This is a genomic window from Psychrobacter sp. 1176_08, assembly GCF_052850615.1.
Genome location: NZ_VXCU01000006.1, coordinates 126,266 through 152,869, shown reverse-complemented (window position 1 = coordinate 152,869; position 26,604 = coordinate 126,266). Strand labels below are relative to the sequence as shown.

The following is a 26,604-nucleotide window of genomic DNA, read 5'->3' as shown; positions in this document are numbered from 1 at the left end:
ATAATTTATTTGTAGTGAGAACCTATAATGACTCAATCTATTCGCTCTAGCAAAATATTTAAAGCCAAAACCCTCAAAACGACGGCTATGCATGTAGCAGTACTGGCAGTAATGAGCACTGCAGTGATTGGGTGTAATCGTGGCATCAAGCCGGTAGTCAATGAGCCAGTAAAATTGGTGCAAATTGCGCAACCTATCAGTATTCTACAACCTGTGTTTAGTACTGATGTTGGTAATAAAAAAGCCAGCAAAAAAGATCCGCTAGACTTGCAAGTGGGTTATGCCAATGGACAGATCGTTACTGCTTCACGTGGCGGTGATTTAATGGGCTTTAACAGTGCGGGCGAACGTGTATGGTCAGTCCAAGCAGGCGACCAAATAACGGGCGGTGTGGCGCTAGACGCATTGAGTCAAACAGCAATTGTAAGTACGCGTAATGGTCAGATCATGGCGTTTGACAGCACGACTGGTGCTAAACGCTGGCAGCAGCAGTTGTCAGGCACAGTGTTAACGTCAGCACTTATCACCAATAACCGTGTGATTCTCTCTGCAAATGATGGCTTTTTGCATGGATTGTCGTTACAAACTGGCCAACCTGTATGGCAGTTTGCTACACAAGTACCTGCTATCAGTGTACGTGGTAGTGCGGCCCCAACGTTATTAGACAGTAAAACAGCACTATTAGCGACGGCTGATGGACGCCTGCATGCCGTGACAACTGACAGTGGTTTGCCGCAGTGGTCAAGACGCGTCGGCGTTGGCACAGGTAGTAGCGAAGTCGAGCGTATGAGCGATGTCGATGGTACGCCTATCGTGGATAAAAACCAGTTGTTCGCTGTCAGCTACAGTGGCCAGTTGCTCGGTATTGACTTGGCCTCGCGTCAAGTGATGTTTGTTAAAGACATGGCGAGCTTAAAATCACTTGCGGTAAACAATCAACAAGTCATCGCAACAAGCTTAGACGGTAAAGTTGCAGCCTATGATAGAAATACGGGTGAGATGCTTTGGGAAAGTGAAGAGTTGGCGTACCGTCATCTAACCAACCCTGTGATGATTGGAAACTATATTGCCGTTGGTGATTTGGATGGAGTTGTGCATCTATTTGACCCAGCCAGTGGAAAAATCGTTAGCCGCGTGGAGACCAAAGGCGCTTTGAGTAGCTTGCAAGTACAAGGCAGTCGTTTGATGACACAAAGTACTTCAGGTCAAGTGGCTATTTGGCAGTTGGCGCGCTAAATTTTTTGGCCGGCAGTGAACCAATAAGTTTGTTTTACTACCCTTAGAAAGCCAATTAATTGATGATAATATTGTGAAATGTAGATATAAACGCTGCTTGGTCAGCGTTTAGTGCTTTGTGTAAACTGCTTGTTTAAACGCAGGCTTTCGCGTACTCTATGCGACCGATACGCCGTAGGCGTGATTCATATATGGTAGGGTAGTCGATTCATTTTAAAACAACGCCACCTCAAGGGTAGGCCTTTTATTTTGGACTGAGTAGCGTGTTTATATATAATATAGACGGCCTATATACTAATTGCTAATCGCAATATAACCCACTATCATTTTTGCTATTGTTTTATTTTTATCATTCATTTTAATTTACGGTCAAGTACAGCATTGTCGCTACTATTATCAGAGCCACTGTACCGTCCGTCATTGTGCCCTTCACTGAGAGTAACCCATGAGTATCAAGCCTGTGGTCGCCTTAATTGGTCGTCCAAACGTCGGTAAATCTACCTTATTTAATCAGTTCACAAAAAGTCGGCAGGCATTGGTTGCTGATTTGTCAGGACTGACTCGTGACCGTCAATACGGCGATGCTACTTATGAAGACAAATCCTTCATCGTAGTTGACACTGGTGGTATTGGTGAAGCAGATGACGGTAGTGGTAACATTGACGATTACATGTCTGAGCAATCCCATACAGCCATTCATGAAGCCGATATTATCGTGTTTGTCGTGGATGCCCGTGCTGGTATGATTGGTGCCGATGCCGAAATCGGTAAGTTCTTACATACCCTTGGCAAACCTGTTTACGTCGTTGCCAACAAAGTTGACGGCGTACATGATGCCGCGCCTGCTGAGTTTTATGCGTTAGGATTGGGCGAGCCGTATCCAATGGCTGCCAGTCATGGACGCGGTGTCGGGAACTTGCTTGAAGTGTTGACCGCAGATATGCCTGCGCAAGAGAATATCGTAGAGCCTAGAGGTCTCAAGCTTGCCATCATTGGCCGTCCAAACGTTGGAAAATCTACATTGGTCAACCGTCTATTGGGCGAAGACCGAGTGGTTGTTTTTGACATGCCTGGTACCACACGTGACAGTATCTATATTCCTTATCAGCGCGATGGTAAAGACTACGTACTGATCGATACAGCTGGCGTACGTCGCCGTGGAAAAATCGATGAAAAAGTAGAAAAGTTCTCGGTTATTAAAACATTACAAGCGATTGAAGACTCAAACGTGACCGTTATTGTGATTGATGCTCATGAGGGTATTGTCGATCAAGATTTGCATATGATTGGTTACGCACTGGATGCTGGTCGTGCCTTGGTAGTTGCGATCAATAAGTGGGATGGTCTGACGCAGGATCAAAGAGACTATATTAAAATTGAGATGGATCGCCGCTTCAACTTTATACCTTATGTGAAAGTGCATCTAATATCAGCGCTACATGGTACAGGCGTTGGCAACTTATATCCGTCTATCTTGCGCGCTTATAAATCTTCAATGTTTGAAGTATCAACCAATCGCTTGACCCAAATTTTACAAGATGCTGTTACAGCCAATCCGCCACCAACGGTAGCTGGTCGTCGCATCAAACTGCGCTACGCTCATATTGGTGGTCATAATCCACCTGTGATTGTGATCCATGGTAATCAAACCAGCGCGCTTCCTAAGAGCTATCAGCGTTACCTAGAGAACCAGTTCCGCCAAGTATTTAAGCTGGAAGGTACGCCGCTTAACGTTATCTTTAAGCAAAATGATAACCCTTACGCAACCAAAAGCGATACGCCAACCAAGGCCAAAACGCAGCAGCTGCGTCAACGTGAGCGCAATCGAGCGAAAAAATTCACTACCAAAGATAAAAAACCACGCTAATTAGTAGGTTTTTTAACGGTTTATTTACTTTATCGTGCCGCAGAGTACGGTAAAGTAAATAAAACGCCCCTTTACTACCATAGTTTTGTCTGTCATGAGATAAACTAGGCAAATATCTACAAGTTTCGCTTATCACATCTCAAAAATACCTGTAATATACATAAAAGTTGTCTTGACTCAGTTGAGTGATATGAACAACCGTCCTTCCAAAACTATCTCTATACTTATCTGGCGTTCTGTCATCAAAGCCATCATGTTTGCGGTGCTGGCAGGCTTTTTGTTCTCTTTTATTTATGGTTTATTGCATCACTATAAAGAGAAGCGCCACAATATCCAGCAATTTGCTACTTTATTAACCATAAGCGCTTCAACAGCTGATAGCGCAGATATCGTGGCACAGCAAGTGACGTTTTTGCTAAACAGTGAACCCAGCATCAAAAGCATTTTATTTTATTCAACGCCTCAGCCAATTGATGGGCTTAATCAATCCAGTGGCGATTGGAAAAATGCTTTATTTGCAGACACAGTCAGCTTCAACTACCCAGTGGTTAGTAACTACATCAGTAACGATAGAGCGCCTCGAGCGTCAGACGCCAGTCAGCAGTTAGATGCGGCTCTATCAAATCGAGGTATCTCATCAGCCGCCGATAACAGTGCCTTAGTGGGTTACATCAACATCACGTTGGATGTAGATAAAATGCGCTTATATTGGTTCCAAAATATAATACTATATTGGCTGATTGCTACTATACTGACTGTGCTTGGTGCCTTTTATATCCTGCGCAAACTCAATTGGCCTATTAGAGATATAGAGACACTGACTGACGCATGTGACATTGTTTTGAAAACCTCAGATCTTAAACAACTACCCACCATTTCTCAACAGTTCGATTTCCAAGAATTGCTACAGATCAAACAGACATTTATTAAATTGTTTAGCCGCTTACAGAAATCGCGACAAGAGTATGAGGAGATTGCGGTTTTTGAGCAGCAACTACATAAAAAAGATATCTCTCTCGATGTGCAGCTTCATAACTTTCAAAGCATGATCACACATGAGTTAAAAACCTCACTGAATGCCATTGTGGGTGGCTTACAACTGTTAGACCATGAAACTCTAAATATAGAGCAAAAAGATGCTGTCCAAATTATTAGAAATGGTAGCGACAAGCTAGTACTATCGCTTGATCATATTATTCAGCTGAATCAAATACAAAGAGGTCAAATGAATGTCACTTTTAGTGAGTTCAAACCTCTACAGTTGCTAGCGGATCTATTGGCGACATTTGAACCTATTGCTCAAAAAAGAGGGCTTACATTAATCAGTCATATCCATCACATAGACTATAATTTAGAAGGTGACGCTGAGAAAATACAACAGATACTAGCTATCCTTCTTAGTAATGCAATTAAATTTACGCCAGCGGGACAAGTGATAATTACCTCACAATTGACCCATTTTGATAAAAGTAATCGTTGGCAAATCAGTGTCAAAGACACAGGCATTGGTATCGATAGCAATTATATTGATGATATTTTTAATCCATTTTTTCAGGTGGATTCTTCAAAGACTCGTCAATATGAAGGGTCAGGGGTGGGCTTACCAGTCGTTAAGCAAATGGCACAACTTATGGACGCTACGATAGAAGTAGAGAGTACATTAGGGGTAGGTACGGAGTTTGTACTGACTGTAGCAATGCCCAGTCAGAATCAGTCTCGACAGAAGCATTTTTTGGCTAAAAAGACCATTATTTACTACTACTCTCATGAGGTTGGCTCTTTAGGAAAAGAGTTAGAGCGTTTGGGAGCTACGGTTATTTATCGTCAGCATGAACAACTGGTGCTAGAGGATATTAATATGAGAAAGGTTGATATGGTCATGTTTGCCGAAGGGGTCGCTCCCAGTAAAGCTGAGCTGTTGGCAAAAAAAATCCGTCAATCTGAAAGTGAGCATCGTGCGTTATTGATATATTGGTACCCTCAGCACCAAGCAAGACAATTAGACAGTTTTGAGCGCTTCTTAAAAGCAGCGGGCGTTGATTATTGTCAAAGCTCGACTTATAAGGATAAAGCATTGAGTGACTTGCTTAAGCGCTGGTTGGTATGGACATAAAAAAGACGCCCAACATAGAGGCGTCTTTTTTATGAGATAAACTGTTTTATCAAATGAGTAATTTGCTAGACAGCTTTTAAATGAATAGGCATTCGCTTAAAGCAGATTTTTTATCCAGCGTACTACGTGCTCCCACGTGCGGCTCATAAAGCCTGATTGCTCGATATCACTCGTCGCTACGATAGGCACTGAAGCAACTGCTTTACCATCAATAACGGCCATCATCTTGCCAATTTCTTGACCTTTTTTGATTGGTGCTTCCAAGCTTTCAGGAATATCAACCACAGTGGTGATTTTATTCTTTTGTGTTTTGGTGGTTAGAATTTGCAAGCTGTCACCAGTTGCCAATTCCATTTCGTCTGCTTCACCAAACCATACTGGAATCTTGCTAACGAATTGTCCAGCAGGCGCTTTGGTGACTGTTGTAAAATGACCAAAACCCCAGTTAAGCAGCTCACGTGACTGATCGGCGCGAGCTTGTTGGCTTTCTGTGCCCATAATGACAGAAATGAGGCGCATACCGTCACGCTTACTTGAGGCAGCTAGGCAATAGCCAGCAGCTTCTGTATGTCCTGTTTTTAGACCATCAACCGTAGAGTCAGTGGCTAGTAGAGCATTACGGTTGCCTTGCGTGATACCGTTATAAGTGAATTCTTTTTCAGAATAAATGCTGTAATATTCACCGCTGTTTTTAATGATAGCGCGAGAAAGCTTTGCCAAATCTAAGGCAGATGCTTCGTGGCCTTCATCAGGCATGCCTGTCGAATTGACAAAATGCGAGTTGGTCATACCAATCTTTTCTGCTTGCTCATTCATTAATATAGCAAATGAGGCTTCACTACCAGCGATATGTTCTGCCATTGCTTTTGAAGCATCATTACCAGATTGAATGATAATGCCGCGTAGCATATCGATGACACTGGCCGTTTTATTTACCGGTACGTACATGCAAGACTGACTGCTACTGCCACGGCACCAAGCATTTTTACTCATTAATACTTGATCGTCTTCTTTGAGATCACCTGATGCTAAGCGTTGCTCAATGATATAACTGGTCATCATTTTTGTTAAAGACGCTGGCGGAAGTGACTCATTGGCGTTTTTCTGTGCCAAAATCTCGCCAGTATTGAAGTCCATTAATACATAAGCGGTATTATCCATCTCAGGTGGCTGAATGGCTGCGTTTGCCATCACTGCGCTCATAGAGATACTTACACCAACTACCAGTTGTATGAACTGGTTTTTTACACGCTTTACTGTCATATATCGTTACACCGCATCATGAAACCAAATGTATCTATCGCTTATGCATAACATTGACGCTCAGCCATTATTTCAGACAACAAGAATCAACAATTCTGTTGCAAAATAAATCATGAGAGAGAGTAATAATGATTAAGCGATAGACATAAAATTAACGCCTTATCTTAGCAAAATGCCAACCGATGGGGAATCAGTTAATGCAAAAAAAAGAACCAAATTAAAAACAAAGTCTAATAGTTATCAAACGTTTACTCTTACTAAGAGTTTACCGTATTTTAATACGCAAAATCTGACAACCACAAAAAAGCCTGCTGTGTTGTCCATTATTGAAAACGAACATACAGCAAGCTTTTGATTCAGTAAACTCAACAAACCAGTATCGAGTTTATTTGATCTATCGTATCACTTAGCGCTTAAAAGTTCATAATGCCATTGTTTTATTGTCGTTGATTCTAGTAGGCATTATTCTTTAGAAGCGGGTCATGATGCATTCTAAGAAGACATCTTAAGAGCGATACAGGTAAGCCCATCAAAACATATTCTTGATAAAGCTTACTTGTTACTTGTTACTTGTTACTTGTTACTTGTTACTTGTTACTTGTGGTTATTGATATTGAGCATCCGCTAGGTCTTCACACAATGCTTTATTCTCTTGCTTTGAGAATCCCATTGTCCAGCCACGAATACCTTGTAGAATTTGACGGTAATCTTGCTGAGTTGACAGATATTGGATAGCTGCTTTTGGGTCTTCTAAAGAGGGCATCAATTCATGAAGCTGAACATTGTAAGATTTGTAAAAACGCTGCTTCTGCTTACCGTTGAGCATCTGTGGACATATCTCTGAGAGCACTTGCATAACCGCAATTTCATGTTTGGTTATGTTGATACCAGACATGTCTAAGGGGATAGTTGTCGCAGGATTATTTGCGGCAAGAGAAGCTTGAGAAAACATGGCAACAGACGTTATCAGTCCTGCAAAACCAACTTTTGATGCGGTCTTTGCTATTACAGAAGCTATAGATAATATCGATTGATTTTTCATTCAGTATTACACTCACTTATCTTTATTTAATGGTCATATGTTAATGGGTAAAAAAACAAAAGTCACATAAAATATTGATTTATGTGTAGATATCTTGTGAGCCAGAGCCCTATTTTAGCAACATACCAGTAGCATATATGTCTACGTTACTTCAGTATAAAAGCAACTGTCCACATTGTTGTAGGTTATTGCCTATTGTAACGTTATACCTCGTCATTTTACTGCTATCAGCACACTATGGTCACCAAAAAAGCATTGTTGAGACTCAGAATATCAAAAAACTCTAAATGCAGACAGGGTTCGTGTGAACCGACTATTCAGGTATAATCCGCTCTAATAGGGGTTTTGAAATGACCTTTTCGAGCAAATAGAAGGCTGTATTACAAGGTTTGTGCAATTGTTTTTTCTTAGATTTTGAGCTAACTTTACTGGTAGTAGCTGTTTTGACAAATCGGGTTAATGATTATTTATCAAAATCCGTAGAAGTCTACTACGGCTGCTTGCAGGTCAGATTATAGCAATTCTATGATGATAAAACTCAGAAGTGGACGAGCGGTCAACTATAAATATATTGAGTACAAATGAAATTTTTAATCAGTAATGATGATGGAGTGTACGCTCCAGGTTTATTGGCCTTATATCAGGCACTGTCTACTATCGGAGAGGTCGTGGTGGTCGCGCCAATGACGGAGCATAGTGGTTGTGCTAGTGCATTGAGTATTTCAATGCCATTACATACGCATCAGCTAGATTCAGGATTTATTGCTATTAATGGTTCACCTGCCGATTGTATTTATTTAGCATTGCATGAGTTATATCGTGATACACCATTTGATTGTGTGCTTACAGGTATCAATTCAGGGGCCAATCTTGGTCAAGATGTATTATTTTCTGGTACATTTGGCGCAGCGTTAACAGCGCAGCTTTTTGGGATACCAGCAATTGCAACTTCACTAGTGGGCGGTGGTAGTAAAGGAAGTCAGCAAGAAGAAGCCAGTCATTATCGAATAGCTGCCGATGAAATTGTTAAGTTGTTGGTAGAAACCTCGATATTGAGTGAGTGTAAAAATTTGCCCTATCACGTATTAAACGTTAATATTCCTGATGTTGGGCGCGTCGATGATATCAAAGGCCGAAAAATAACGTCTTTGGGTCACAGGAAAGTTGCACGTCCTGTACATCCCTTGATTGACCCACGCGGGCGAGATGCTTATTGGTTGTCTTTACGTAAAGCCCCACCTGAAGTGCTCGCAGACAGTGAAAGTGTATCACTATCTGCTAAAGATGAGCTAGACCAAAAAGATCAGTCATTTGCTATACCATTGACAGATGATGAAGCGGTGGCAGCAGGTTACATTAGTTTGTCGCCCGTACGCCTACATCATACGCCAGGTGCCGCTTTGGATAGACTTTCGGCATTGGCTCTGTAGATGGACGATATCAGATATGTACAGCCTTATTGATAGCGAACGCTGAGAAAGAGTACCGGCTATAAAATTATCATGGTGGTACTTACTCAATACTAAACGGTATAACAGTTAACAAATGCTTTTTGAGTCACACAAGGCATTTGTGAGCAACACAAAGAATAGGAAATTTTGTATGAAAAAGCTTATGGCGGGATCGCGCTTTGCAACAGCGGCATTGATTGGTACGATGACAGTGGCGACGCTTGCGATGGTGGGCTGTGCTACAAAACCTACTTACCAAGCAGCCAACCAAGCTGGGCCTAAAATCATCACCAATGCTCAAGGCGTTCCCAATTATCATCGCGTACAACGTGGTGATACGGTCAGTCAGATTGCCGAGCGTTATCGCCTCAGTTATCGTCAAATTGGCGCAATGAATGGTCTAGACAGTAAGTATACGATTTATAGTGGGCAATGGCTCAAGCTATGGGAAGGAAATCAAGCAGCAGGTAACAACCCTCGTAACAACAATAGCTACAATACCGCTACGCCGACTGTCTCACAACCAGCTTATACCTATACGCCACCCGCTACGAACGTGCCTACAAATAATTCATCAAGTCCTGCCTATGAGGTAACTGCGAACTCAACCTCAGGTTATGAGTATCCAAGTCGCAATCAGGTGACTCGCAACTTTGACGCAGCAGCTGGCAATATGGGTATGTGGTTTGCTGGTAATGTTGGTGATCCTGTGCTTGCCAGTCAAGCTGGCACTGTGCTTTACTCAGGTAGTGGTCTGCCAGAATATGGCAATCTCATTATGATTCGCCATAGCGATAATTATATCACGGCGTATGCTCATAACAGCCAACTACTGGTTAAAGAAGGGGATACGGTACAACAAGGTCAGCGTATTGCCAATATGGGTAACAGTGGTCAAACCAATCAAGTAGGATTGGAATTCCAAGTACGCTTAAATGGCAATCCTATTGACCCGCGTGCAGTATTAGGGCGTTAAGTTCAACCTGATATTTTGAATGGCTTGGTTGATTTGGCAACGTATTTAAAACGGGTTGATGTTAACGTTTTTGATGATGTTGCTTTATTTGAGTCAGTTTACTTATTCACACCTGAGAATTTTTATGATTATAAAAAAGCATTATGTCGCTCTTTTTCCTGCCCTAGTGATGGTCGGGTGTACGAGCCAACAGGCCATGCAGAAACAAAGCAAACCTGTACGCCAAGGCAATGTTGAGATCACACAGACTCAAACCATTCAGGTAAAACCAACGCCGCGTCCAGTCGTTGTCAAGCCTCAGCCCGTTGCCAAGCCAAGCTACAACAGCTTTTCTGATTGGAAGTCAGACTTCTCAATGCGAGCAATCTCGTCAGGCCATGATGCTGCGACAGTTCGTCGTCTTTTAGATTCTGCGTATTTGAATCAACAGGTTATCTCGTTGGACTCAGGACAGCCAGAATTCTCTAAAATGCCTTGGGAATATGTGGACTCTGCTGTATCAGACGGTCGAGTAAGTACAGGTAAACGAAAATTTGCTGAGCAACGTGCGTTTTTGTCGCAGTTAGAGTCACAGTATGGCGTCAATGCAGAAATTGTCGCGGCAATATGGGGTATGGAGTCCTCTTATGGAGCAGTGACGGGTAACAGCAGTATACCAAGCTCTCTTGCCAGTCTTGCCTATGATGGTCGTCGTCAAGAGTTTGCCGAAACTCAATTATTATCACTGGCAACCTTGTTACAGCGTGGCGATGTATCTTGGTCGCAGCTTGATGGTTCTTGGGCAGGCGGTATGGGGCAAACACAGTTTATTCCTGATACATGGCTCAAGCAGGGCGTAGATGGCGATAACAATGGACATCGTAACCCTTGGGCAACATCAGATGCTTTAGCGTCTACCGCAAACTATCTTAGTAATTCAGGATGGGTTCGTGGCTTAGCGCCATTTTATGAAGTTACGGTTCCTGCATCATTTGATTACTCAGTGGTGGGCAGTAAACAGCCAGCAGCAAGATGGGCGGCCATGGGTGTGGACACCATAGCGGATGTCTATTTGGATGCCAACACACAGATGGAGTTGTGGCTACCAGCTGGCAAGGATGGCCCAGTATTACTACTCAGCCCGAACTTCGATGTGATTAAGGTTTACAATAATTCTTCAAGTTATGCGTTAGGAGTTAGCTTGCTTGGTAAAGCGCTTGCTGGACAAAGTGGATTGCGAACCGCTTGGCCGCGTTATGAGCGTCCATTATCGACTGCTCAAGTGCGCAATTTACAGCAGCGTTTGACCAGCTCAGGCTATGATACTAAAGGTGCTGATGGGATTGTTGGTACAAATACTCGTAAGGCATTTCAGCGCTGGCAGGCAGACAATGGTCAAACGCCAGACGGTTTTATCACGCAGCGTAGTGCCTCTTCATTAGCCTCATGGTGAAGTAGATTGATATCATGGCTGGTTGAACAGCTTTGTTTTTAAAAGTTAGAATTGTCATCAAGGCTCAATGATTACTATAAAAATTGTGGCCTCGTAGCGACAACAAAAAAGCACCTTATTCGGGTGCTTTTTTGCTTTACTCTATAACCACTTTTTTGGCATTTATTAAAATTGCCAAAATAACCCTGTCGAGATGTGCTTAAACTAGAAATGTGTTTAAACTGATTAGAGTAAAAGTAGATGCGTGAATGGTTATGCCAATTTCAAAAGACGATTATCCCTGTCAAACGCTAAAGACAGTATTGGCGCAAGAAAGTTTGATCTGTGAATGCTACACTCTAAACAAGATGATTTTGATAAATTGATAATGAGAATAACTAGAAGAGTATACCTTTATGATTACCATGGAAGCATTACAATCTGCGATAAAGCAGCGCATAGAGAACTATAATAATAATGACTTTCCGTTACACGTTAGAGCGACCAACACCTGCGAGCTATTGAACAGCTGTAATCAAGTGCTGGCTCAAGATATTGTCTCGCCATTTGATGTACCAAGACAAAATGTGTCTGCCATGGATGGTTATGCGATTAGTCAAGGTAGCGAGCTTAATCAAGACAGCTCGATCGACATTATTGGCGAATCACAAGCGGGCTGTGCGTACACTGGTCATCTCACAGCGGGTCAAGGGGTTCGTATTTTTACGGGCGCTGTTGTACCAGACAGTTGTGATACCGTGATTATGCAAGAGAATACCAACTTTGCAGAAATCAGAGACACAATTGATAAGTCACAACCTTATGCCATAACACTCAAACAAACGGCTCAGCTTGATAGCAATATTCGTAAACAGGGCGAAGAGATTGAGTCGGGTGAAGCCGTGTTAGCGGTAGGCAAACGTATCAATCCTGCTGATATCAGCTTACTTGCCAACTTGGGTGTCAGTGAAGTCCGTGTTTTGCAGCCACTGGTAGTAGGTGTTTTGGCGACTGGTGATGAGCTCGTTGCTATTGGCAAAGATCTGACAAGCTTGGCACAAATATACAACTCTAACACCCCAACTCTTAAGAGCTTACTGTCAGATCTACCTATCAGTATTCGCGATTACGGCATTATTCCTGATGATTTGGCGCAGACAACGGCTGCTGTAAATACAGCCATGCAAGACTGTGATGTCTTGATATCCACAGCTGGGGTATCGGTTGGCGACTATGATTTTTTGACCAATGTCATTGAAGCACTGGGCCAAATTAATCACTATAAAGTAGCAATGAAACCAGGTAAGCCGTTTGTATTTGGCGAATTGAATCAAGGGCTTGATAAACCTGTACTGTATTTTGGATTGCCAGGTAATCCTTTGTCTACGGTCGTTGGTGCACTACAGTTTGTCATACCGGCACTGTGGCAGATGTCAGGAGCAGACGTGGCAGAGCAGCCTATGGTACTGAATGTAAAAGCGACGCTGACCAATGATGTCAAAAAATCGCCTGGCCGCAAAGACTTTCAGCGCGGTTTTTTGTCTCAAAATGAAGCAGGCGATTATCAAGTTGAGTGTTTTTCGGGTCAACAATCTCATAGAATCAAGCAGCTCAGCCGTGCCAATTGTTTTGTTGTGTTAGATAAAGACAGTGGCAGTGTTTCAGCAAATAACATGGTGACTGTACAACCTTTTCCATGGCTGTATCGCTAAGTCATCGGTTGCTAATTTGCTATAAGATGACTACAGAAAAACTGAGGAAAAATAGAAAATCAGCCTTACAATGGTAAGCTAAACGCGAATAATAAAGCAGTGTTGCCAATCAGCACTGCTAATGGCAATAAAATATGAGTGATAATAGCGTCAAATTAGACAGTACCCAATGGTATTCGCCTACCTCGGTGTCTGCTGTAGATACGGTTGAGACTTATCAATCGTTGTCTATAATGGCACCTACTGATAATACAGTTGAATCCTATCAACCCCTAACTGATGGGTTTTCTCGTCGTTTGACTTATTTGCGGTTATCCATCACGGACTTTTGTAACTTTCGCTGTGAGTACTGCTTGCCAAATGGTTATCAAGGCAAACGTCCTGATGATGAGTTGAGTGTGCCGGAGATTGCCACATTAATTCGCGGATTTGCCCAAGTCGGCACCAAAAAGGTCAGAATTACGGGTGGTGAACCTTCTATCCGCCGTGACATTGTTGATATTATTAAAACGGTCAAACAAACCAAAGGTATAGAAACCGTTGCTATGACGAGCAATGGTTATAAGCTTGGTAAGCATTTGGCCAGTTGGCAAGCCGCGGGATTGGATCAGCTAAACATCAGCATGGACAGTTTTGACGCGGCGACCTTTCATAAGATGACGGGTTTTAATACGTTGCCACAACTCCTTGCAGACATGGATGAGCTGTTAGAAACCACAGATATCAAACTTAAAATCAATAGTATTTTGATGGCGGAAACTGCCTTTGAAAATCTATTGCAAGCCATTGATTATGTCAAAGACAGAGCGGTCACTTATCGTTTTATCGAATTTATGCAGACAAGCGATAATAGTGATTTGTTCTTTGCGCAGCACGCTCAGTCTGACACCATTATCGATTATTTATTGGCGCATGGCTGGCAGCCAAATGAGCGAGGCCATGCCGATGGACCAGCAGTCGAATATAGTCATCCAGATTATGTCGGTCGTATCGGTATGATTGCGCCCTATGCTGCGCATTTTTGCGACACTTGTAATCGTCTGCGGGTGAGCAGTCAGGGTAAGGTGCATTTGTGTTTATTTGACCAAGGCAATTATGATATTCGCCCGCATCTACAGCAGGATGATGTTGCAGGATTGGTCAATACTTTGCACAGTTTTATGCCGATTAAGCCTGAGCATCACCACTTACATGACGCTAATAGTGGCATCATGCATAATCTATCGATTATTGGTGGTTAGTGCCTTGATGACGCGCTTTAATAACAACACGCTTGAATAATAAAAAGTAATGGATCTTAAATTTTACTGAACAAGCACTTTATAAAGGAAACTCTATGAGTAAGCCCGCTGCACAATTTACGCCATTAAATATCGCTGTATTGACCGTATCTGACAGTCGCACACTCGCGGAGGATACATCTGGACAGTATTTGGCAGATAGCTTGAACGAAGCGGGGCACCATTTAGCAGACCGTCAGCTGATTACGGATGATATTTATCAGATAAGGGCCGTTATTAGCGGCTGGATTGCTGATCCAAACGTTCATGCAGTGATAACCACGGGCGGCACAGGATTTTTTATCAGAGACAGCATGCCAGAAGCGGTGCAAGTGCTGTTTGATAAATCCATTGATGGCTTTGGCGAAATGTTTCGATTAATCTCAAAAGATGAAATTGGTATGTCAACCGTACAGTCGCGTGCAGTGGCTGGTATGGCAAATGGCACGGGTATTTTTTGTTTACCAGGTTCGTCTGGTGCTTGCCGTACTGGCTGGGAAAATATCCTAAAAGAGCAGTTCGACAGCCGCACGCGTCCTTGTAATTTTGTACCGCACTTCATGGCACAAAACCCCAGTCATGACCATAACTAACTATTCAAACTTTCAATATAATTTGGCAGGCGTAGTTGTTTTAGCAGGCGGTGCATCTAGACGAATGGGCACACCCAAAGCGACGCTGACATTACCAACGAATGAGCAGCTGCTCGATTATCATGTTCGCCATTCGTTAAATTTAAATGTGCCTGTAATGATTGCAGACAATGAACGTGGTTTTGAGGTCGACTCAGTACTAATGGACAATGAATCACAGCCGCCTATTATCCATATTGCTGATTATGAAGTCGTTAATAACGATAAAAAAAGTAAGACGGGCGGGGCACTGGTTGCGATTGAATCGGCATTGCAAACACTGATCACTTTAAATAGCTCAGCTGCCTTAGAAAACAAGTTACTATTGCAATCGTCGTGGTTGCTGGTGATCAGCTGTGATAGCTTAATACCCGCGACGGAGTTATGGCAGAATTTACAGTCCTTGATAGATAATGCTAAAGATAAAAAAGTCATTTGCTTAGCGGATGAGAATCATTTGTACCCACTGTTAGGCATTTACCGAGTCAGTATTGAGCCTGACTTAAAGGCCTATATTGATAATGGTGAGCGTAGAGTCATGTCATTTATTAATCCCGTTGTCCAGACGGTGCAATTTTTGAAACAGTGGCAGCCTTTAACCAATTTTAATACGCCCGCAGAGTTTGTGCATGCTTGCGAGGCTTTGAGAAATATAAATACAGCGTTATCAAGAGAAATATAAATGAATATGGACAGTCAAAAAGACAATCGCCAAGACACCAAGCAATCGACTTTATCTCATTTAGACAGTGATGGTGACATCACTATGGTCGATGTCAGTGGTAAAACTGCCACGACGCGAGAGGCTACTGCGGTCGGTCAAGTGCGATTTCCAAGTGTGATATATCAGCAAATCAAAGCGGCTGATGGGATGACCAAAAAAGGAAGTATCACTCAAACCGCGCACATTGCGGGAATTATGGCTGCTAAGCGTACGTATGACTTGATACCGCTTTGCCACCCATTGCCACTCGATAAGATTGGCTTAACCTTTGATTATGATGATGCGCTTGATAGCATCATTGTCAGTGGTACGGTAAAAGTTACGCATAAGACAGGGGTTGAAATGGAAGCGTTGACGGCTGTCAGCGTTGCTTGTTTGACCATTTATGATATGACCAAAGCCTTGTCGCACGATATTGTGATCGATAATGTTCGCCTTATCAATAAGACAGGCGGCAAATCAGATTACAACCACGCTTAAAGCAACCGTACTTAAAACCGTAAGACTTAAAGCCAAATGCTGTCGTCATTTAGAATCGACTATAGATATTTAGAAGGGAAGGATTTATGAGTAATACTGCCGTGGCAAGTTCTGCTGATGCGACAATGGATATTAACGTTCTGTATTTCGCGAGCCTAGCGGACGAAGCCAATTGTCAACAAGAAACGGTCACCGTACAGCAATCGACGTCACTGATTGAATTGTATGAGCATCTGTGCCAAAAGCATCGTTTTAGTCGTCCACAGTCAGAACTGCGAGTTGCCATTAATGATTATTTTGCAAAATGGACAGATTCTATCTCTGATGGGGATAATGTGGTATTTATCACCCCAGTGGCTGGTGGGTAGTTTTTGACAACATTAGCATCAAAAAAATTATAAGAAGATAGCCTTATGCTACTGCGGAAAATTTGTCCTAGTAGTAGGGTGCTTATAGAGTGAATCAATAAAAAAAGCTTTATGTTTAATATAACGGCAAGTAGAGATAAGAGATGACAGACAACGTTCATAGCCATTCCATGACCATCAAGCGCAGTGTGGATGAGGTTTATCAGATTGCTGAACGTGATGGTTTTGCGCTATTAGACACGGCCATTGACGAAGATCGCCTCAAAAACACCCTTGATGATGATAGTTGTGGTGCGTTTGTGTGCTTTGAGGGTCGCGTGCGCAATCATAATAATGCTGAGAGTGTTGAGCGTTTGACTTACTATGGTTATGAAGATTTGGCACTCAATCAAGGTCGCGCGATCATAGAGGAAGCCAAAAAGCGTTTTGAGATTACGCATGCCATTGCGATACACCGTATCGGTGCTTTAGAGATTGGTGATGTGGCAGTATGGGTTGGGGTGGTTTCTGCGCATCGTTATCCGGCATTTGATGCGTGCCGCTGGATATTGGATACCATCAAGGCAGATATCCCCGTTTGGAAACAAGAGTATTATGAGGGAGACTCCTCGAAATGGCTTAGCAACAATGGCTAAGTCATCACAGCTAAGCAGACTAAGCAGAAATGGGCTGCATTTACGGTTTATGACGGCAGTTTAAGTAGCCGCTGCATCTGGTACGATCCGTTTTCTAAGACAAACCCTCACCTATAATAATACCTCTACCAATGAGACGAGCAGTGACATTATGATAGATCAGTCGCTTATGTCAGACATGCTGAGTCCATTTTGGGTAAGCATTAAGCTTGCCAGCATTACTACTCTGTGTTTATTACTGTTTGCGACCCCTGTGGCGTATTGGCTGGCTAAACCCAGTCGTAATCAAGGAGTGGCACGTTTTAAAGTTCTACTCATGGGTGTCATTGCTATGCCACTCGTATTGCCGCCGACTGTCATCGGGTTTTATCTTTTACTATTACTCAGCCCGAATATGGGTATTGGTCAGTGGTTAAGCGAACATAACATCAGCTCATTGATCTTTACTTTTGAAGGTCTTGTCATCGGCTCAATTATTTACTCACTGCCTTTTTATATTCAACCTGTATACGCTCAGTTTTTGCGTATTCCACGCAATGTCATGGACGTGGCCTATTTACTCGAACCTAGCGCTCTAAAGCGTTTTATCAGAGTGGTTTTACCACAGGCACGCACAGGTATTGTGCTTGGGAGCTTGATTAGCTTTGCTCATACGATTGGTGAGTTTGGTGTGGTGTTGATGATCGGCGGCAGTATCTCAGGGGAGACCAAAGTGGTATCGATTGCGATATATGAGCAAGTCGAGGCGCTTAATTATGAAGCCGCGCACATGATGTCAGGTGTTCTTATCATCGTTGGCATTATTATGGTGGTTTTGATTGCGAGTGTCAGCCGCATGAGTCAGCGTTCGTTAAGATAACGTGATGAGAAATAGGGACAGCAATCCTTTTATTTTAGACGTCATTAAGACCATAGTTTTTGTGATATCACGTCATCAAGATATCAAAGTATCAAGAAATTAAGGCTTTGGAATATGAAGCTTATAACCCACACCAATTTCGGTTAAAAAATAATTTGGCCTAGAGGGGTTGTCTTCGAGTTTTTGCCGTAAGTTGGACATAAATATCCGCACATAGTGCTCTTGGTGATTGTGACCTTTGCCCCATACTTCTGTGAGTAGCTGCTGATGTGTCATGACTTTTTCAGCATTTTTGATCAATACCGTCAGTAGCCGATATTCGATCGGGGTGAGATGAATGTTGTCACCATTTTTACTGACTTGTCTTTGTGCCAAATCAATACTGACGTTGCCGAGTGTCAACTCAACGGGCGTCTCATATCCTACTTGCCAGCGCCGCATGTGCGCGTTTACTCTAGCGATCAGCTCACCCATGCTAAAGGGTTTTACCAAATAATCATCTGCGCCCAGATTTAGCGCTTTGATTTTATCTTGCTCATCACTGCGCGCCGACAATACCAAAATAGGGAGCGATGACCACGTTCGGATATCTAAGATCACATCGCAACCATCTGCATCTGGTAAGCCCAAATCCAAGATAAGCAAGTCCGGACGCCGAGAAGCAGCTTCTATCAGCCCTCTGTTTGAGCTGTCTGCTGTGAAGACTTGATAGCCTTCTTGCTCCATAGCAGATTTTATAAATCGGGTAATATGAGCTTCGTCTTCGATAATTAGAATGGTCTTCATAGTGCCTTATTTTTTGAATGTGCTGTCATCTCTGACGCGTCGAGTACAAACTTGTCATCAAACATATCTTTTTCTGATAAAGGTTCCCACGGTAGCACTATAACAAATTGTGCGCCATGCGGCTGGATATTGTGTGCGCTTAGCGTGCCGCCTAAATGTTTAACCAAATCTCGACTCAATGCCAGACCCAATCCCAGTCCTGTTGTACTACTTTCCGTATCACCGCGCGTGAAGCGTTCAAATATTTTTTCCTCCATACCTATCGGTAAGCCTTGGCCACTATCTGTTACCGTTATTTGATAGTGGGACAGGTTTTGGTTATGTGGAGGGCTTTGGTGATGTTGCGAGTTTTGGTTTCTTTGAATATGTGATGGTTGATCAAGTGTGGCTTGAATTTCAATAGTCGCACTATCTGGGGTGTAGTTAATCGCATTGGTCAACAAGTTATTCAGAATTCGCGACAAAATAAGCTCATCCGTATAGATAAAATCTAACGCATGAGGAATGTCTATTTTAATCTGTCGATTTTGTAGATAGGGGTCGAGTTGACGAATATTGCTGCCGATGATTTCCTCCAAACTGACCCACTGCTTGTTCAGTTTCATCCCGCCAGATTGGAGTGCCACGTAATCTAGAATATTGATGACCAAACGCTGAATGACACGAGCTTGCTGTTCGATGTCGATTGCCAACTGCTTTTGTTCATCGAGTACTAAAGGTTGGGTGGCAAGCGAAGTGGCAAGTCCTGATAGTACGGTAATGGGCGTACGAATGTCATGAGATAAGGCTGATAGGAGTGAGCCACGCAGGCGCTCTGATTCCACTCTGATAAGAGCGTTTTGGGCAACTTTTGCGTAATGCACGCGCTCTAATGCGAGCGTAATTTGCGCAAGTGCCACATCGAGCGTTCGCTGTTGCTCGGGCTGATTAAAATTATCGTTATCTGTCGGTTTCAATGCCAATACCGCCAGCACACGACTTGAGGTCGCAAGCGCTCGATAATGCATGGTGTTGGCAGGTAGGGTATTGGTTGCCAGTCCCGCGCTTTCGTTGTGATCGAACACCCATTGCGCTACCGTCCAATTAAAATCCGTCGGCGCGTTTGGCTCTGAGACAAGAAGCAGCTTGCCATCGACATTTGGCATCACCATGAGGGCTTTGCTGGCGATATGCTTGTTCAGCCACACGATGGATTGACTGATGATTTCGTCATTTTTACGAGCAGCACTTAAGTTTTGTGCCAAGTGACTCATCGAGATGGCTTGTTGCTCACGTTTACGCGCATTTTGAGCTTGAAAACGTAAGCCTACTGCTAGGTTATTAATGATTAAAGAGACAATGAGCATGACGGCAAAAGTCACAAGATACTGCACATCGCTCACGCTAAAAGAAAGCTTCGGTTCCACAAAAAATAAATCAAAACTTAGCACACTCAAAAGCGCAGCAAATATTCCAGGGGCGCGGCCAAAGCGCACGGAGATAAATACAATAACCAATAAATAGAGCATCACCACATTGGCCAAATCAAACCAACGCGTCAGGGCGACTAAGCTAACGGTGACAAGCGTACAGCCTAACATCGCCATCAAATAACCCGTACGGTTGTCTGTGGAAGATAAGTCGGAGATGTTCCAAAAAGGTGGTTGGCGCTCGGCTGTCAGCTTATTTTTCTTTTTGGTTTGATTAACCAGTATTAAGTCTAAATTCAAATCTTGCTCTGAGATTTGCTTAACCAATGAGCCGTTAAAATAAGAAGCACCTTGGTTTTGTCCGATGATAATACGTCCAATATTAAATTGATGCGCATAACTGACCAAGCCCTCAGCCACAGTAATGGCGCTGATGATTTCTGTCTTTGCGCCTAACTCATCTGCTAAGCGTAAGGCATTTAACACGTTTTGTTTATTTTTAGCGCGTTTATAAGGGCTTCTAGGCGTCTCTACATAAATGACATACCACTGAGAATGTAAGCTGCTGGCAAGTCTTGCCGCATGACGGATAAGGCGTTCGCTATACTCGCGCGTACTGATGCCGACCAAGAGCTGGTCTGCTGTATTCCAAATAGAGGATATGCGAGATTGATTGCGATAGTCACGCATATCAGCATCGACTAGATCAGCCGTTCGGCGTAAGGCCAGCTCTCGAAGGGCAATCAGATTGCCTTTTCTAAAGAAGTTTTTTATGGCGTGTTTTGCTTGGCTGGGAATATATACCTTGCCTTCGTGCAGTCGTGCTAGTAGCTCATCGGCTGGCAAGTCAACCAATACCACTTCGTTTGCTTGATCAAAGAACCAGTCGGGGATGGTTTCTTGTACAACGACGCCTGTGATTTGATTCACAACATCGTTTAGGCTCTCTAAATGTTGGACATTAACCGTGGTATAAACACTGATACCGGCTTTTAAGAGCTCATTGACATCATGCCAACGTTTTGGGTGCCGAGATCCTGGCACATTACTATGGGCCAGCTCATCCACCAATAAAATATCAGGACTACGCGCCAACGCCTCATCAATGTCGAACTCTAGCAAGGTTTGCGCCCGATACTCAATCTGGCGTAATGGCAGTATCGGTAGTCCCTTTAGCAGCGCCGCTGTTTCACTACGACCATGCGTTTCTACGATACCGACTAAGACATCGAGTCCATGCGCTTGATCTCTTTGAGCGGCGCAGAGCATGTCATAAGTTTTTCCCACGCCTGCTGAAGATCCAAAGAAGATTTTTAGTTTGCCTCTATTCAGCGTGTCTTCTTGCTGCTTTATTTGCTGCAATAAATCTTCTGGATTGGGTCGCTGATCACTCATGTCTATGTTCGTCATTAAGGCACTCACTTATCATGGCGCTCATTTATTATCTCGCCCACTTATCATCTTACTCATTGCTTGGTGCTTAGTGTAAATCAATTGGTACGAGACATCTCATCTAACGCTAAGTTGACAGCCAATACGTTCACGCGCGGCTCACCCAGCCAATAAAGCTGACGACCTTCTGTATGAGCATCAATCACTTTTTGTACTTGCTCGCTACTGATGCCTCGTATACGTGCCACTCTATTCACTTGCCACTCGGCAGCGGCAGGGGAGATATGTGGATCTAATCCACTACCTGACATGGTGACCAGATCAAGAGGAATGGGCGTGGTGTTTTGTGGATCGGCTGCTTTAAGTTTTTGTACTTGCGTCTCTACATTGGTGACCAATTCAGGATTCAGTGGACCTAAGTTACTGCCCGATGATTGCGCCGCATCGTAGCCATCTCCAGCGGCTGATGGGCGAGTCCATAGGTATTCTGGTTGATCAAATGTCTGGCCAATGAGCGTAGAGCCAACCAAGCTGCCGTTTTGCTCTATCATGCTACCGTTGGCTTTGTTCGGCATTGTTACTTGCGCGACGCCTGTCATTAATAAGGGATAGCATAAACCTAAAGTGATGGCTAAGACGATAAATAATGACAACGCGGGTTTGAGCATGGGCATACGAGTGGCCGCCTGATCAATCTCGGTGTTTTTATCATCATTATCATCAATATGTGAGTGTTCAGCGTTCATAGAAGCCGTAGGTTGCGTCACGTTACTAGAAAGTATGGAGTGGTTAGTTTGCATAGTCGTTATCATCCGTATTGTGGTTATACCAAGTGCAGTGCGTTAATAATAAGATCAATCAGTTTGATGCCGACGAAGGGTAAAAGCAGTCCGCCCAAGCCGTATATCATTAAGTTACGACGTAATAGATTGATGGCAGAATCAGGTCTATAAGTGACGCCACGCAGCGCTAAGGGAATAAGAAACACAATAATTAACGCATTAAAAATAATGGCGGACAAAATGGCGCTTTTGGGACTACCCAGTTGCATAATGTCGAGCACACCAAGCGCTGGGTAGGTACTGGCAAATGCGGCTGGGATAATCGCAAAATACTTGGCGATATCGTTTGCAAGACTGAACGTCGTCAAGGCACCGCGAGTCATCAGCATCTGCTTACCCGTTTGTACCACTTCAATGAGCTTGGTCGGATTTGAGTCCAAATCAACCATGTTGGCCGCTTCTTTGGCAGCTTGAGTCCCGCTATTCATAGCGACTGCTACATCAGCTTGAGCCAAAGCAGGCGCGTCATTGGTCCCATCGCCAGTCATAGCGACCAGTTTGCCTTGACGTTGATAACTGCGTATTCTCTCTAGTTTTTGTTCTGGCGTGGCTTCTGCCATAAAGTCATCCACGCCTGCTTCGGCCGCAATAGCGGCAGCAGTTAGGGGGTTGTCACCAGTGATCATAACGGTGGTAATTCCCATCTTACGCAGTTCGGCAAAGCGCTCTTTTATGCCCGATTTGACCACGTCTTTTAGTTCTATGATGCCAAGCAGTTTTCCGCTGTCTGTCACAAGCAGTGGTGTACTACCGCGGCGAGCGACTTCTGCGACTTGTTGATCTAGATTGTTGGGAAGTTTGCCACCTTGAGATTCAACCCACTTTATGATTGCATCAAAAGCACCTTTACGAATACGGCGACCATCAATATCTGTGCCACTCATACGCGTTTGAGCGGTAAATTCAATCGTCTCAAACGAACGTGCTTTCCATACTTCATCGTCAATATCAAAACGACTTTGCGCAAGTTTAACGATACTGCGTCCTTCTGGTGTCTCATCGGTTAATGAGCTGATGAGAGCCACCTCGGCAAGCTGGCTTTCTGTTACGCCTTGGGCAGGAACAAATAACGCCGCTTGGCGATTGCCATAAGTAATGGTGCCCGTTTTGTCGAGTAGTAAGACGTCAACATCACCTGCTGCTTCTACCGCGCGTCCAGAAGTTGCGATGACGTTGGCTTGCATCATGCGGCTCATACCGGCAACGCCAATGGCTGATAACAAACTGCCAATGGTGGTCGGTATCAAACAGACCAATAATGCGACCAAAACTACGATAGATATCGGCTCGCCAGTGCCTGAAGACAGTACGGCAAATTGCGAAAAAGGCAATAACGTAACACACACCATCAAAAATATCAGGGTCAGTGCGACTAATAAAATGGTCAAGGCGATCTCATTGGGGGTCTTGGTACGTTTTGCACCTTCTACCAACGAAATCATACGATCCAAAAACCCTTGTCCCGGGGCTTGCGTGATACGAATCATTAGCCAATCGGACAATACCTTGGTGCCGCCCGTCACTGCATTAAAATCACCACCACTTTCACGAATGACAGGGGCTGACTCGCCTGTGATCGCCGATTCGTCTACTGAGGCTAGGCCTTCTATGACCTCGCCATCAGCAGGAATGATTTCGCCTGCGTTGACTAACACGATGTCATCTTGATTTAGCGCTGTGGCTTGAATCATCAATGCGTCTGAGTGTCTATTAGCATTCGTCAGTTTGCGAGCTTGCACATCTTGGCGTGCTTGTTTGAGACTGGCGGCTTGCGCTTTGCTGCGACCCTCTGCCAAAGCCTCGGCGAAGTTTGCAAACAACAGCGTGAACCACAGCCAAAAAGTAATGGCTAGCGTAAAACCAACGCCTGATTGGGGTTGAGTCAGCATGGTGATGGCTAAAATGCTGGTCAGCAATGAGCCGATATAAACCACGAACATCACGGGATTGCGCCATTGGACTCTTGGATCAAGTTTAAGTAACGCGGCTTTTAACGCTGGCTTGATCAAGGCAGGATCAAGTAGTCCTTGCGCAGGTTTTTTGGGCGAGCCTGACTGATTGGGATCTTGTTGTGACTGTAAATTGGTGGACTGCTCGTTAGGATCTGATATAACCTTCATGTTGGTATTCCTCACATAATCATAAAAATGGGGCGATTCGCTGCTGGGTATAGAGCCGATCTATGATGGATAAGATGACTCGATGCTGGCCGATATAAAGCGGCTAGCCGCCCAGCATCCAAATCTGCTCTATGATGGGCCCAAGTGCTAAAGCAGGGACAAAGGTTAAGGCGCCAATCATAAGGACAGTGCCGACCAAAAGCCCGACAAACAAAGGCGTGGTGGTGGGTAGGGTCCCGCTATTGACTTCGAGTCTAGGCTTTTGCACCAACGATCCTGCCAGAGCCAATACAGGAATAATCACACCAAAGCGTCCAACCAACATAGAAAGACCAAGCATAAAGTTATAAAACAGGGAGTTCGCGCCCAAGCCTGCAAACGCGGAACCATTGTTGTTGGCAGCCGAACTAAAGGCATAGAGCACTTCACTAAAACCATGAGCACTTGGATTAAAAATACCTGCTTGACCAGAAGGCGTCATCACACTAATCGCAGTGCCGAGCAACACCATAAGAGGCGCGGCCAATAGGGCCAATACCACCATTTTCATCTCAAAAGGTTCGATTTTTTTGCCAAGATATTCAGGCGTACGGCCAATCATAAGGCCTGAAACAAACACAGCTAAAATAGCAAAGAGCAACATACCGTAAAGGCCTGCGCCCACACCACCAAACACCACTTCACCCAATTGCATCTGTAGCATGGTGCTAAGACCACCGAGGGGCGTGAAGGAATCATGCATTGCATTTACTGCGCCGCATGATGCCGCCGTCGTGATAGTGGCAAACAGCGACGAAGCCACAATACCAAAGCGTATTTCTTTCCCTTCCATGTTGCCGCTCACGCTGGCATCGGTCAGTCCTTGAACTTGCGCTGCCAGCCAAGGATTGCCAGCAAGCTCACTACTTACCGTCAATGAATACATGCCCACGAACAGGACCGTCATCGCGCCCAAAATAGCCAAGCCTTGTTTTAGGTTGCCACTAAGTTTGCCAAGACAAAAACAAAGCGCGGTTGGAATCAAAAAGATGGCCAACATTTGAATAAAGTTAGAAAGAGGCGTGGGGTTCTCAAACGGGTGAGCGGAATTGGTATTAAAGAATCCGCCACCATTGGTGCCTAGCATTTTGATGGCTTCTTGTGAGGCCACAGAACCCAAAGCGATGGTCTGCGTGTCACCTTGTAAGGTTTGTACATCCATATACGTCGATAGCGTTTGGATAACTCCTTGACTCATCAATAGTACAGCGATGATCGCAGCAATGGGCAGTAAGATATAGATATTACATCGCCATAAGTCTATCCACGCATTGCCTAGATGAGCGCTTTGCTTGAGCACCAAACCCCGCATCAACGCAAAAGCCACCACGATACCGGTAGCAGCCGATAAGAAGTTTTGTAGAGATAAGCCCATCATTTGCGTCAGGTAGCTCATGCTACTCTCGCCGCCATAGGCTTGCCAATTGGTATTGGTCATAAAGCTAATGGCGGTATTCATCGCCAAGTCCCACGTAACACCTGTCATGTTTGCTGGGTTGAGCGGTAAGCGACCTTGTGCCAATTGCAAAATGAACAACGCCAAAAACCCAATAAAGTTAAATAGGACAATGGCTAATGCATATTGCTTCCAATTCATACCAAAAGCACGATTACCCTTTTTGTCTTGACCGATCATACCAAGCACACTAAAGAGGCGTGACTCAAGGGCAGAGACAGGTGCTTGCATGCGCTGAAGCATGTAGCCTGATAGGAAGTATCCTAAAACAAACAAAATAAGCAGGTATATAACCAGCTGCGATAATGCATACATTGTCATTAGAAGGCCTCCGGCTTAATCAGGACATATAACAAATAGAGGAATAAGCCGAAGGCAAGAAACCCTGCAAAAACGTCCATAACACGCTCCAAAAATAATAATGAAGATCCGCTATGAGTCGTTGGTCAGCAGTAAAGATAAGGTATAAATGGAGGGCTTAGCATGACCTTCACTGGTAGGAGGTGTCGAT

Annotated in this window: 22 protein-coding genes; 14 read left to right on the top strand and 8 right to left on the bottom strand. The window is 43.9% G+C overall.

From position 1 onward, the window contains the following. Nucleotides 1-27 precede the first annotated feature (27 nt). The 3 genes from bamB (at nucleotide 28) to FW759_RS09435 (ending at nucleotide 5,216) form a co-directional block, all read left to right on the top strand. On the top strand, nucleotides 28-1,236 hold the full coding sequence (gene bamB, locus FW759_RS09445) for an outer membrane protein assembly factor BamB (RefSeq protein WP_446442818.1): 1,209 nt from the start codon (nucleotides 28-30) through the stop codon (nucleotides 1,234-1,236). Between the two features lie 445 nt (nucleotides 1,237-1,681). Then, entirely contained in the window at nucleotides 1,682-3,103 is a 1,422-nt protein-coding gene (gene der / locus FW759_RS09440) for a ribosome biogenesis GTPase Der (RefSeq protein WP_062844072.1), read from the top strand. A 190-nt stretch (nucleotides 3,104-3,293) separates the two neighbouring features. Further along, nucleotides 3,294-5,216 (top strand): sensor histidine kinase, encoded by a 1,923-nt coding sequence (locus FW759_RS09435; RefSeq protein ID WP_446442817.1) that lies wholly within the window; start codon nucleotides 3,294-3,296, stop codon nucleotides 5,214-5,216. Nucleotides 5,217-5,312: 96 nt separating this feature from the next. On the opposite strand, the gene FW759_RS09430 is transcribed toward FW759_RS09435, so the two are convergent. Both FW759_RS09430 and FW759_RS09425 read right to left on the bottom strand, forming a co-directional pair. Continuing rightward, nucleotides 5,313-6,479 (bottom strand): D-alanyl-D-alanine carboxypeptidase family protein, encoded by a 1,167-nt coding sequence (locus tag FW759_RS09430; RefSeq protein ID WP_443504772.1) that lies wholly within the window; start codon nucleotides 6,477-6,479, stop codon nucleotides 5,313-5,315. A gap of 604 nt (nucleotides 6,480-7,083) precedes the next feature. Then, entirely contained in the window at nucleotides 7,084-7,431 is a 348-nt protein-coding gene (locus tag FW759_RS09425) for an MCR_0457 family protein (RefSeq protein WP_446442816.1), read from the bottom strand. Nucleotides 7,432-8,102: 671 nt separating this feature from the next. Here FW759_RS09425 and surE point away from each other — a divergent pair. From surE to modB, 11 genes are all read left to right on the top strand, one after another. After that, nucleotides 8,103-8,951, top strand: coding sequence for a 5'/3'-nucleotidase SurE (gene surE, locus FW759_RS09420; protein ID WP_446442815.1), 849 nt, complete (start codon nucleotides 8,103-8,105; stop codon nucleotides 8,949-8,951). Nucleotides 8,952-9,123: 172 nt separating this feature from the next. Further along, the gene (locus FW759_RS09415; RefSeq protein WP_062844077.1) at nucleotides 9,124-9,948 is read left to right on the top strand and encodes a LysM peptidoglycan-binding domain-containing M23 family metallopeptidase; all 825 of its coding nucleotides are present in this window, start codon (nucleotides 9,124-9,126) and stop codon (nucleotides 9,946-9,948) included. A gap of 124 nt (nucleotides 9,949-10,072) precedes the next feature. Then, on the top strand, nucleotides 10,073-11,380 hold the full coding sequence (locus FW759_RS09410; protein WP_446442814.1) for a lytic murein transglycosylase: 1,308 nt from the start codon (nucleotides 10,073-10,075) through the stop codon (nucleotides 11,378-11,380). Between the two features lie 395 nt (nucleotides 11,381-11,775). Further along, nucleotides 11,776-13,071: a molybdopterin molybdotransferase MoeA gene (locus FW759_RS09405; RefSeq protein ID WP_446442813.1), complete on the top strand. Its 1,296-nt coding sequence runs from the start codon at nucleotides 11,776-11,778 to the stop codon at nucleotides 13,069-13,071. A gap of 134 nt (nucleotides 13,072-13,205) precedes the next feature. Beyond that, complete coding sequence (gene moaA / locus FW759_RS09400) at nucleotides 13,206-14,312, top strand: GTP 3',8-cyclase MoaA (protein ID WP_095568904.1); 1,107 nt, start codon at nucleotides 13,206-13,208, stop codon at nucleotides 14,310-14,312. Nucleotides 14,313-14,407: 95 nt separating this feature from the next. After that, the gene (gene moaB / locus FW759_RS09395) at nucleotides 14,408-14,944 is read left to right on the top strand and encodes a molybdenum cofactor biosynthesis protein B (protein ID WP_095568903.1); all 537 of its coding nucleotides are present in this window, start codon (nucleotides 14,408-14,410) and stop codon (nucleotides 14,942-14,944) included. Further along, the gene (gene mobA / locus FW759_RS09390; protein ID WP_443570832.1) at nucleotides 14,931-15,665 is read left to right on the top strand and encodes a molybdenum cofactor guanylyltransferase; all 735 of its coding nucleotides are present in this window, start codon (nucleotides 14,931-14,933) and stop codon (nucleotides 15,663-15,665) included. The genes moaB and mobA overlap by 14 nt, the downstream gene beginning before the upstream one ends. Continuing rightward, nucleotides 15,666-16,187: a cyclic pyranopterin monophosphate synthase MoaC gene (gene moaC, locus FW759_RS09385; RefSeq protein WP_443570830.1), complete on the top strand. Its 522-nt coding sequence runs from the start codon at nucleotides 15,666-15,668 to the stop codon at nucleotides 16,185-16,187. Between the two features lie 86 nt (nucleotides 16,188-16,273). Continuing rightward, nucleotides 16,274-16,555, top strand: a complete 282-nt coding sequence (locus FW759_RS09380; protein WP_062844082.1) for a MoaD/ThiS family protein — start codon at nucleotides 16,274-16,276, stop codon at nucleotides 16,553-16,555. A 143-nt stretch (nucleotides 16,556-16,698) separates the two neighbouring features. Then, nucleotides 16,699-17,190: a molybdenum cofactor biosynthesis protein MoaE gene (locus FW759_RS09375; RefSeq protein ID WP_062844083.1), complete on the top strand. Its 492-nt coding sequence runs from the start codon at nucleotides 16,699-16,701 to the stop codon at nucleotides 17,188-17,190. A 151-nt stretch (nucleotides 17,191-17,341) separates the two neighbouring features. Next, a complete protein-coding gene (gene modB / locus FW759_RS09370) occupies nucleotides 17,342-18,049 on the top strand; it encodes a molybdate ABC transporter permease subunit (protein WP_062844084.1) in 708 nt (235 codons plus the stop codon). Between the two features lie 99 nt (nucleotides 18,050-18,148). Here modB and FW759_RS09365 read toward each other — a convergent pair whose 3' ends face one another. The 6 genes from FW759_RS09365 to kdpF form a co-directional block, all read right to left on the bottom strand. Continuing rightward, nucleotides 18,149-18,835 carry a response regulator gene (locus FW759_RS09365; RefSeq protein WP_443504781.1) on the bottom strand — a complete coding sequence of 229 codons (687 nt, stop codon included), beginning with the start codon at nucleotides 18,833-18,835 and terminating at the stop codon, nucleotides 18,149-18,151. Beyond that, nucleotides 18,832-21,654: a DUF4118 domain-containing protein gene (locus tag FW759_RS09360; protein WP_443570829.1), complete on the bottom strand. Its 2,823-nt coding sequence runs from the start codon at nucleotides 21,652-21,654 to the stop codon at nucleotides 18,832-18,834. Before FW759_RS09360 ends, FW759_RS09365 begins: the two co-directional genes overlap by 4 nt. Before the next feature lie 80 nt (nucleotides 21,655-21,734). Further along, on the bottom strand, nucleotides 21,735-22,436 hold the full coding sequence (gene kdpC / locus FW759_RS09355) for a potassium-transporting ATPase subunit KdpC (protein ID WP_443570828.1): 702 nt from the start codon (nucleotides 22,434-22,436) through the stop codon (nucleotides 21,735-21,737). Between the two features lie 23 nt (nucleotides 22,437-22,459). Beyond that, the gene (gene kdpB / locus FW759_RS09350) at nucleotides 22,460-24,598 is read right to left on the bottom strand and encodes a potassium-transporting ATPase subunit KdpB (RefSeq protein ID WP_443570827.1); all 2,139 of its coding nucleotides are present in this window, start codon (nucleotides 24,596-24,598) and stop codon (nucleotides 22,460-22,462) included. Between the two features lie 103 nt (nucleotides 24,599-24,701). After that, nucleotides 24,702-26,414, bottom strand: coding sequence for a potassium-transporting ATPase subunit KdpA (gene kdpA / locus FW759_RS09345; protein WP_443570826.1), 1,713 nt, complete (start codon nucleotides 26,412-26,414; stop codon nucleotides 24,702-24,704). Continuing rightward, nucleotides 26,414-26,494, bottom strand: coding sequence for a K(+)-transporting ATPase subunit F (kdpF, locus tag FW759_RS09340; RefSeq protein WP_095568894.1), 81 nt, complete (start codon nucleotides 26,492-26,494; stop codon nucleotides 26,414-26,416). The genes kdpA and kdpF overlap by 1 nt, the downstream gene beginning before the upstream one ends. Between the last annotated feature and the right edge of the window lie 110 nt (nucleotides 26,495-26,604).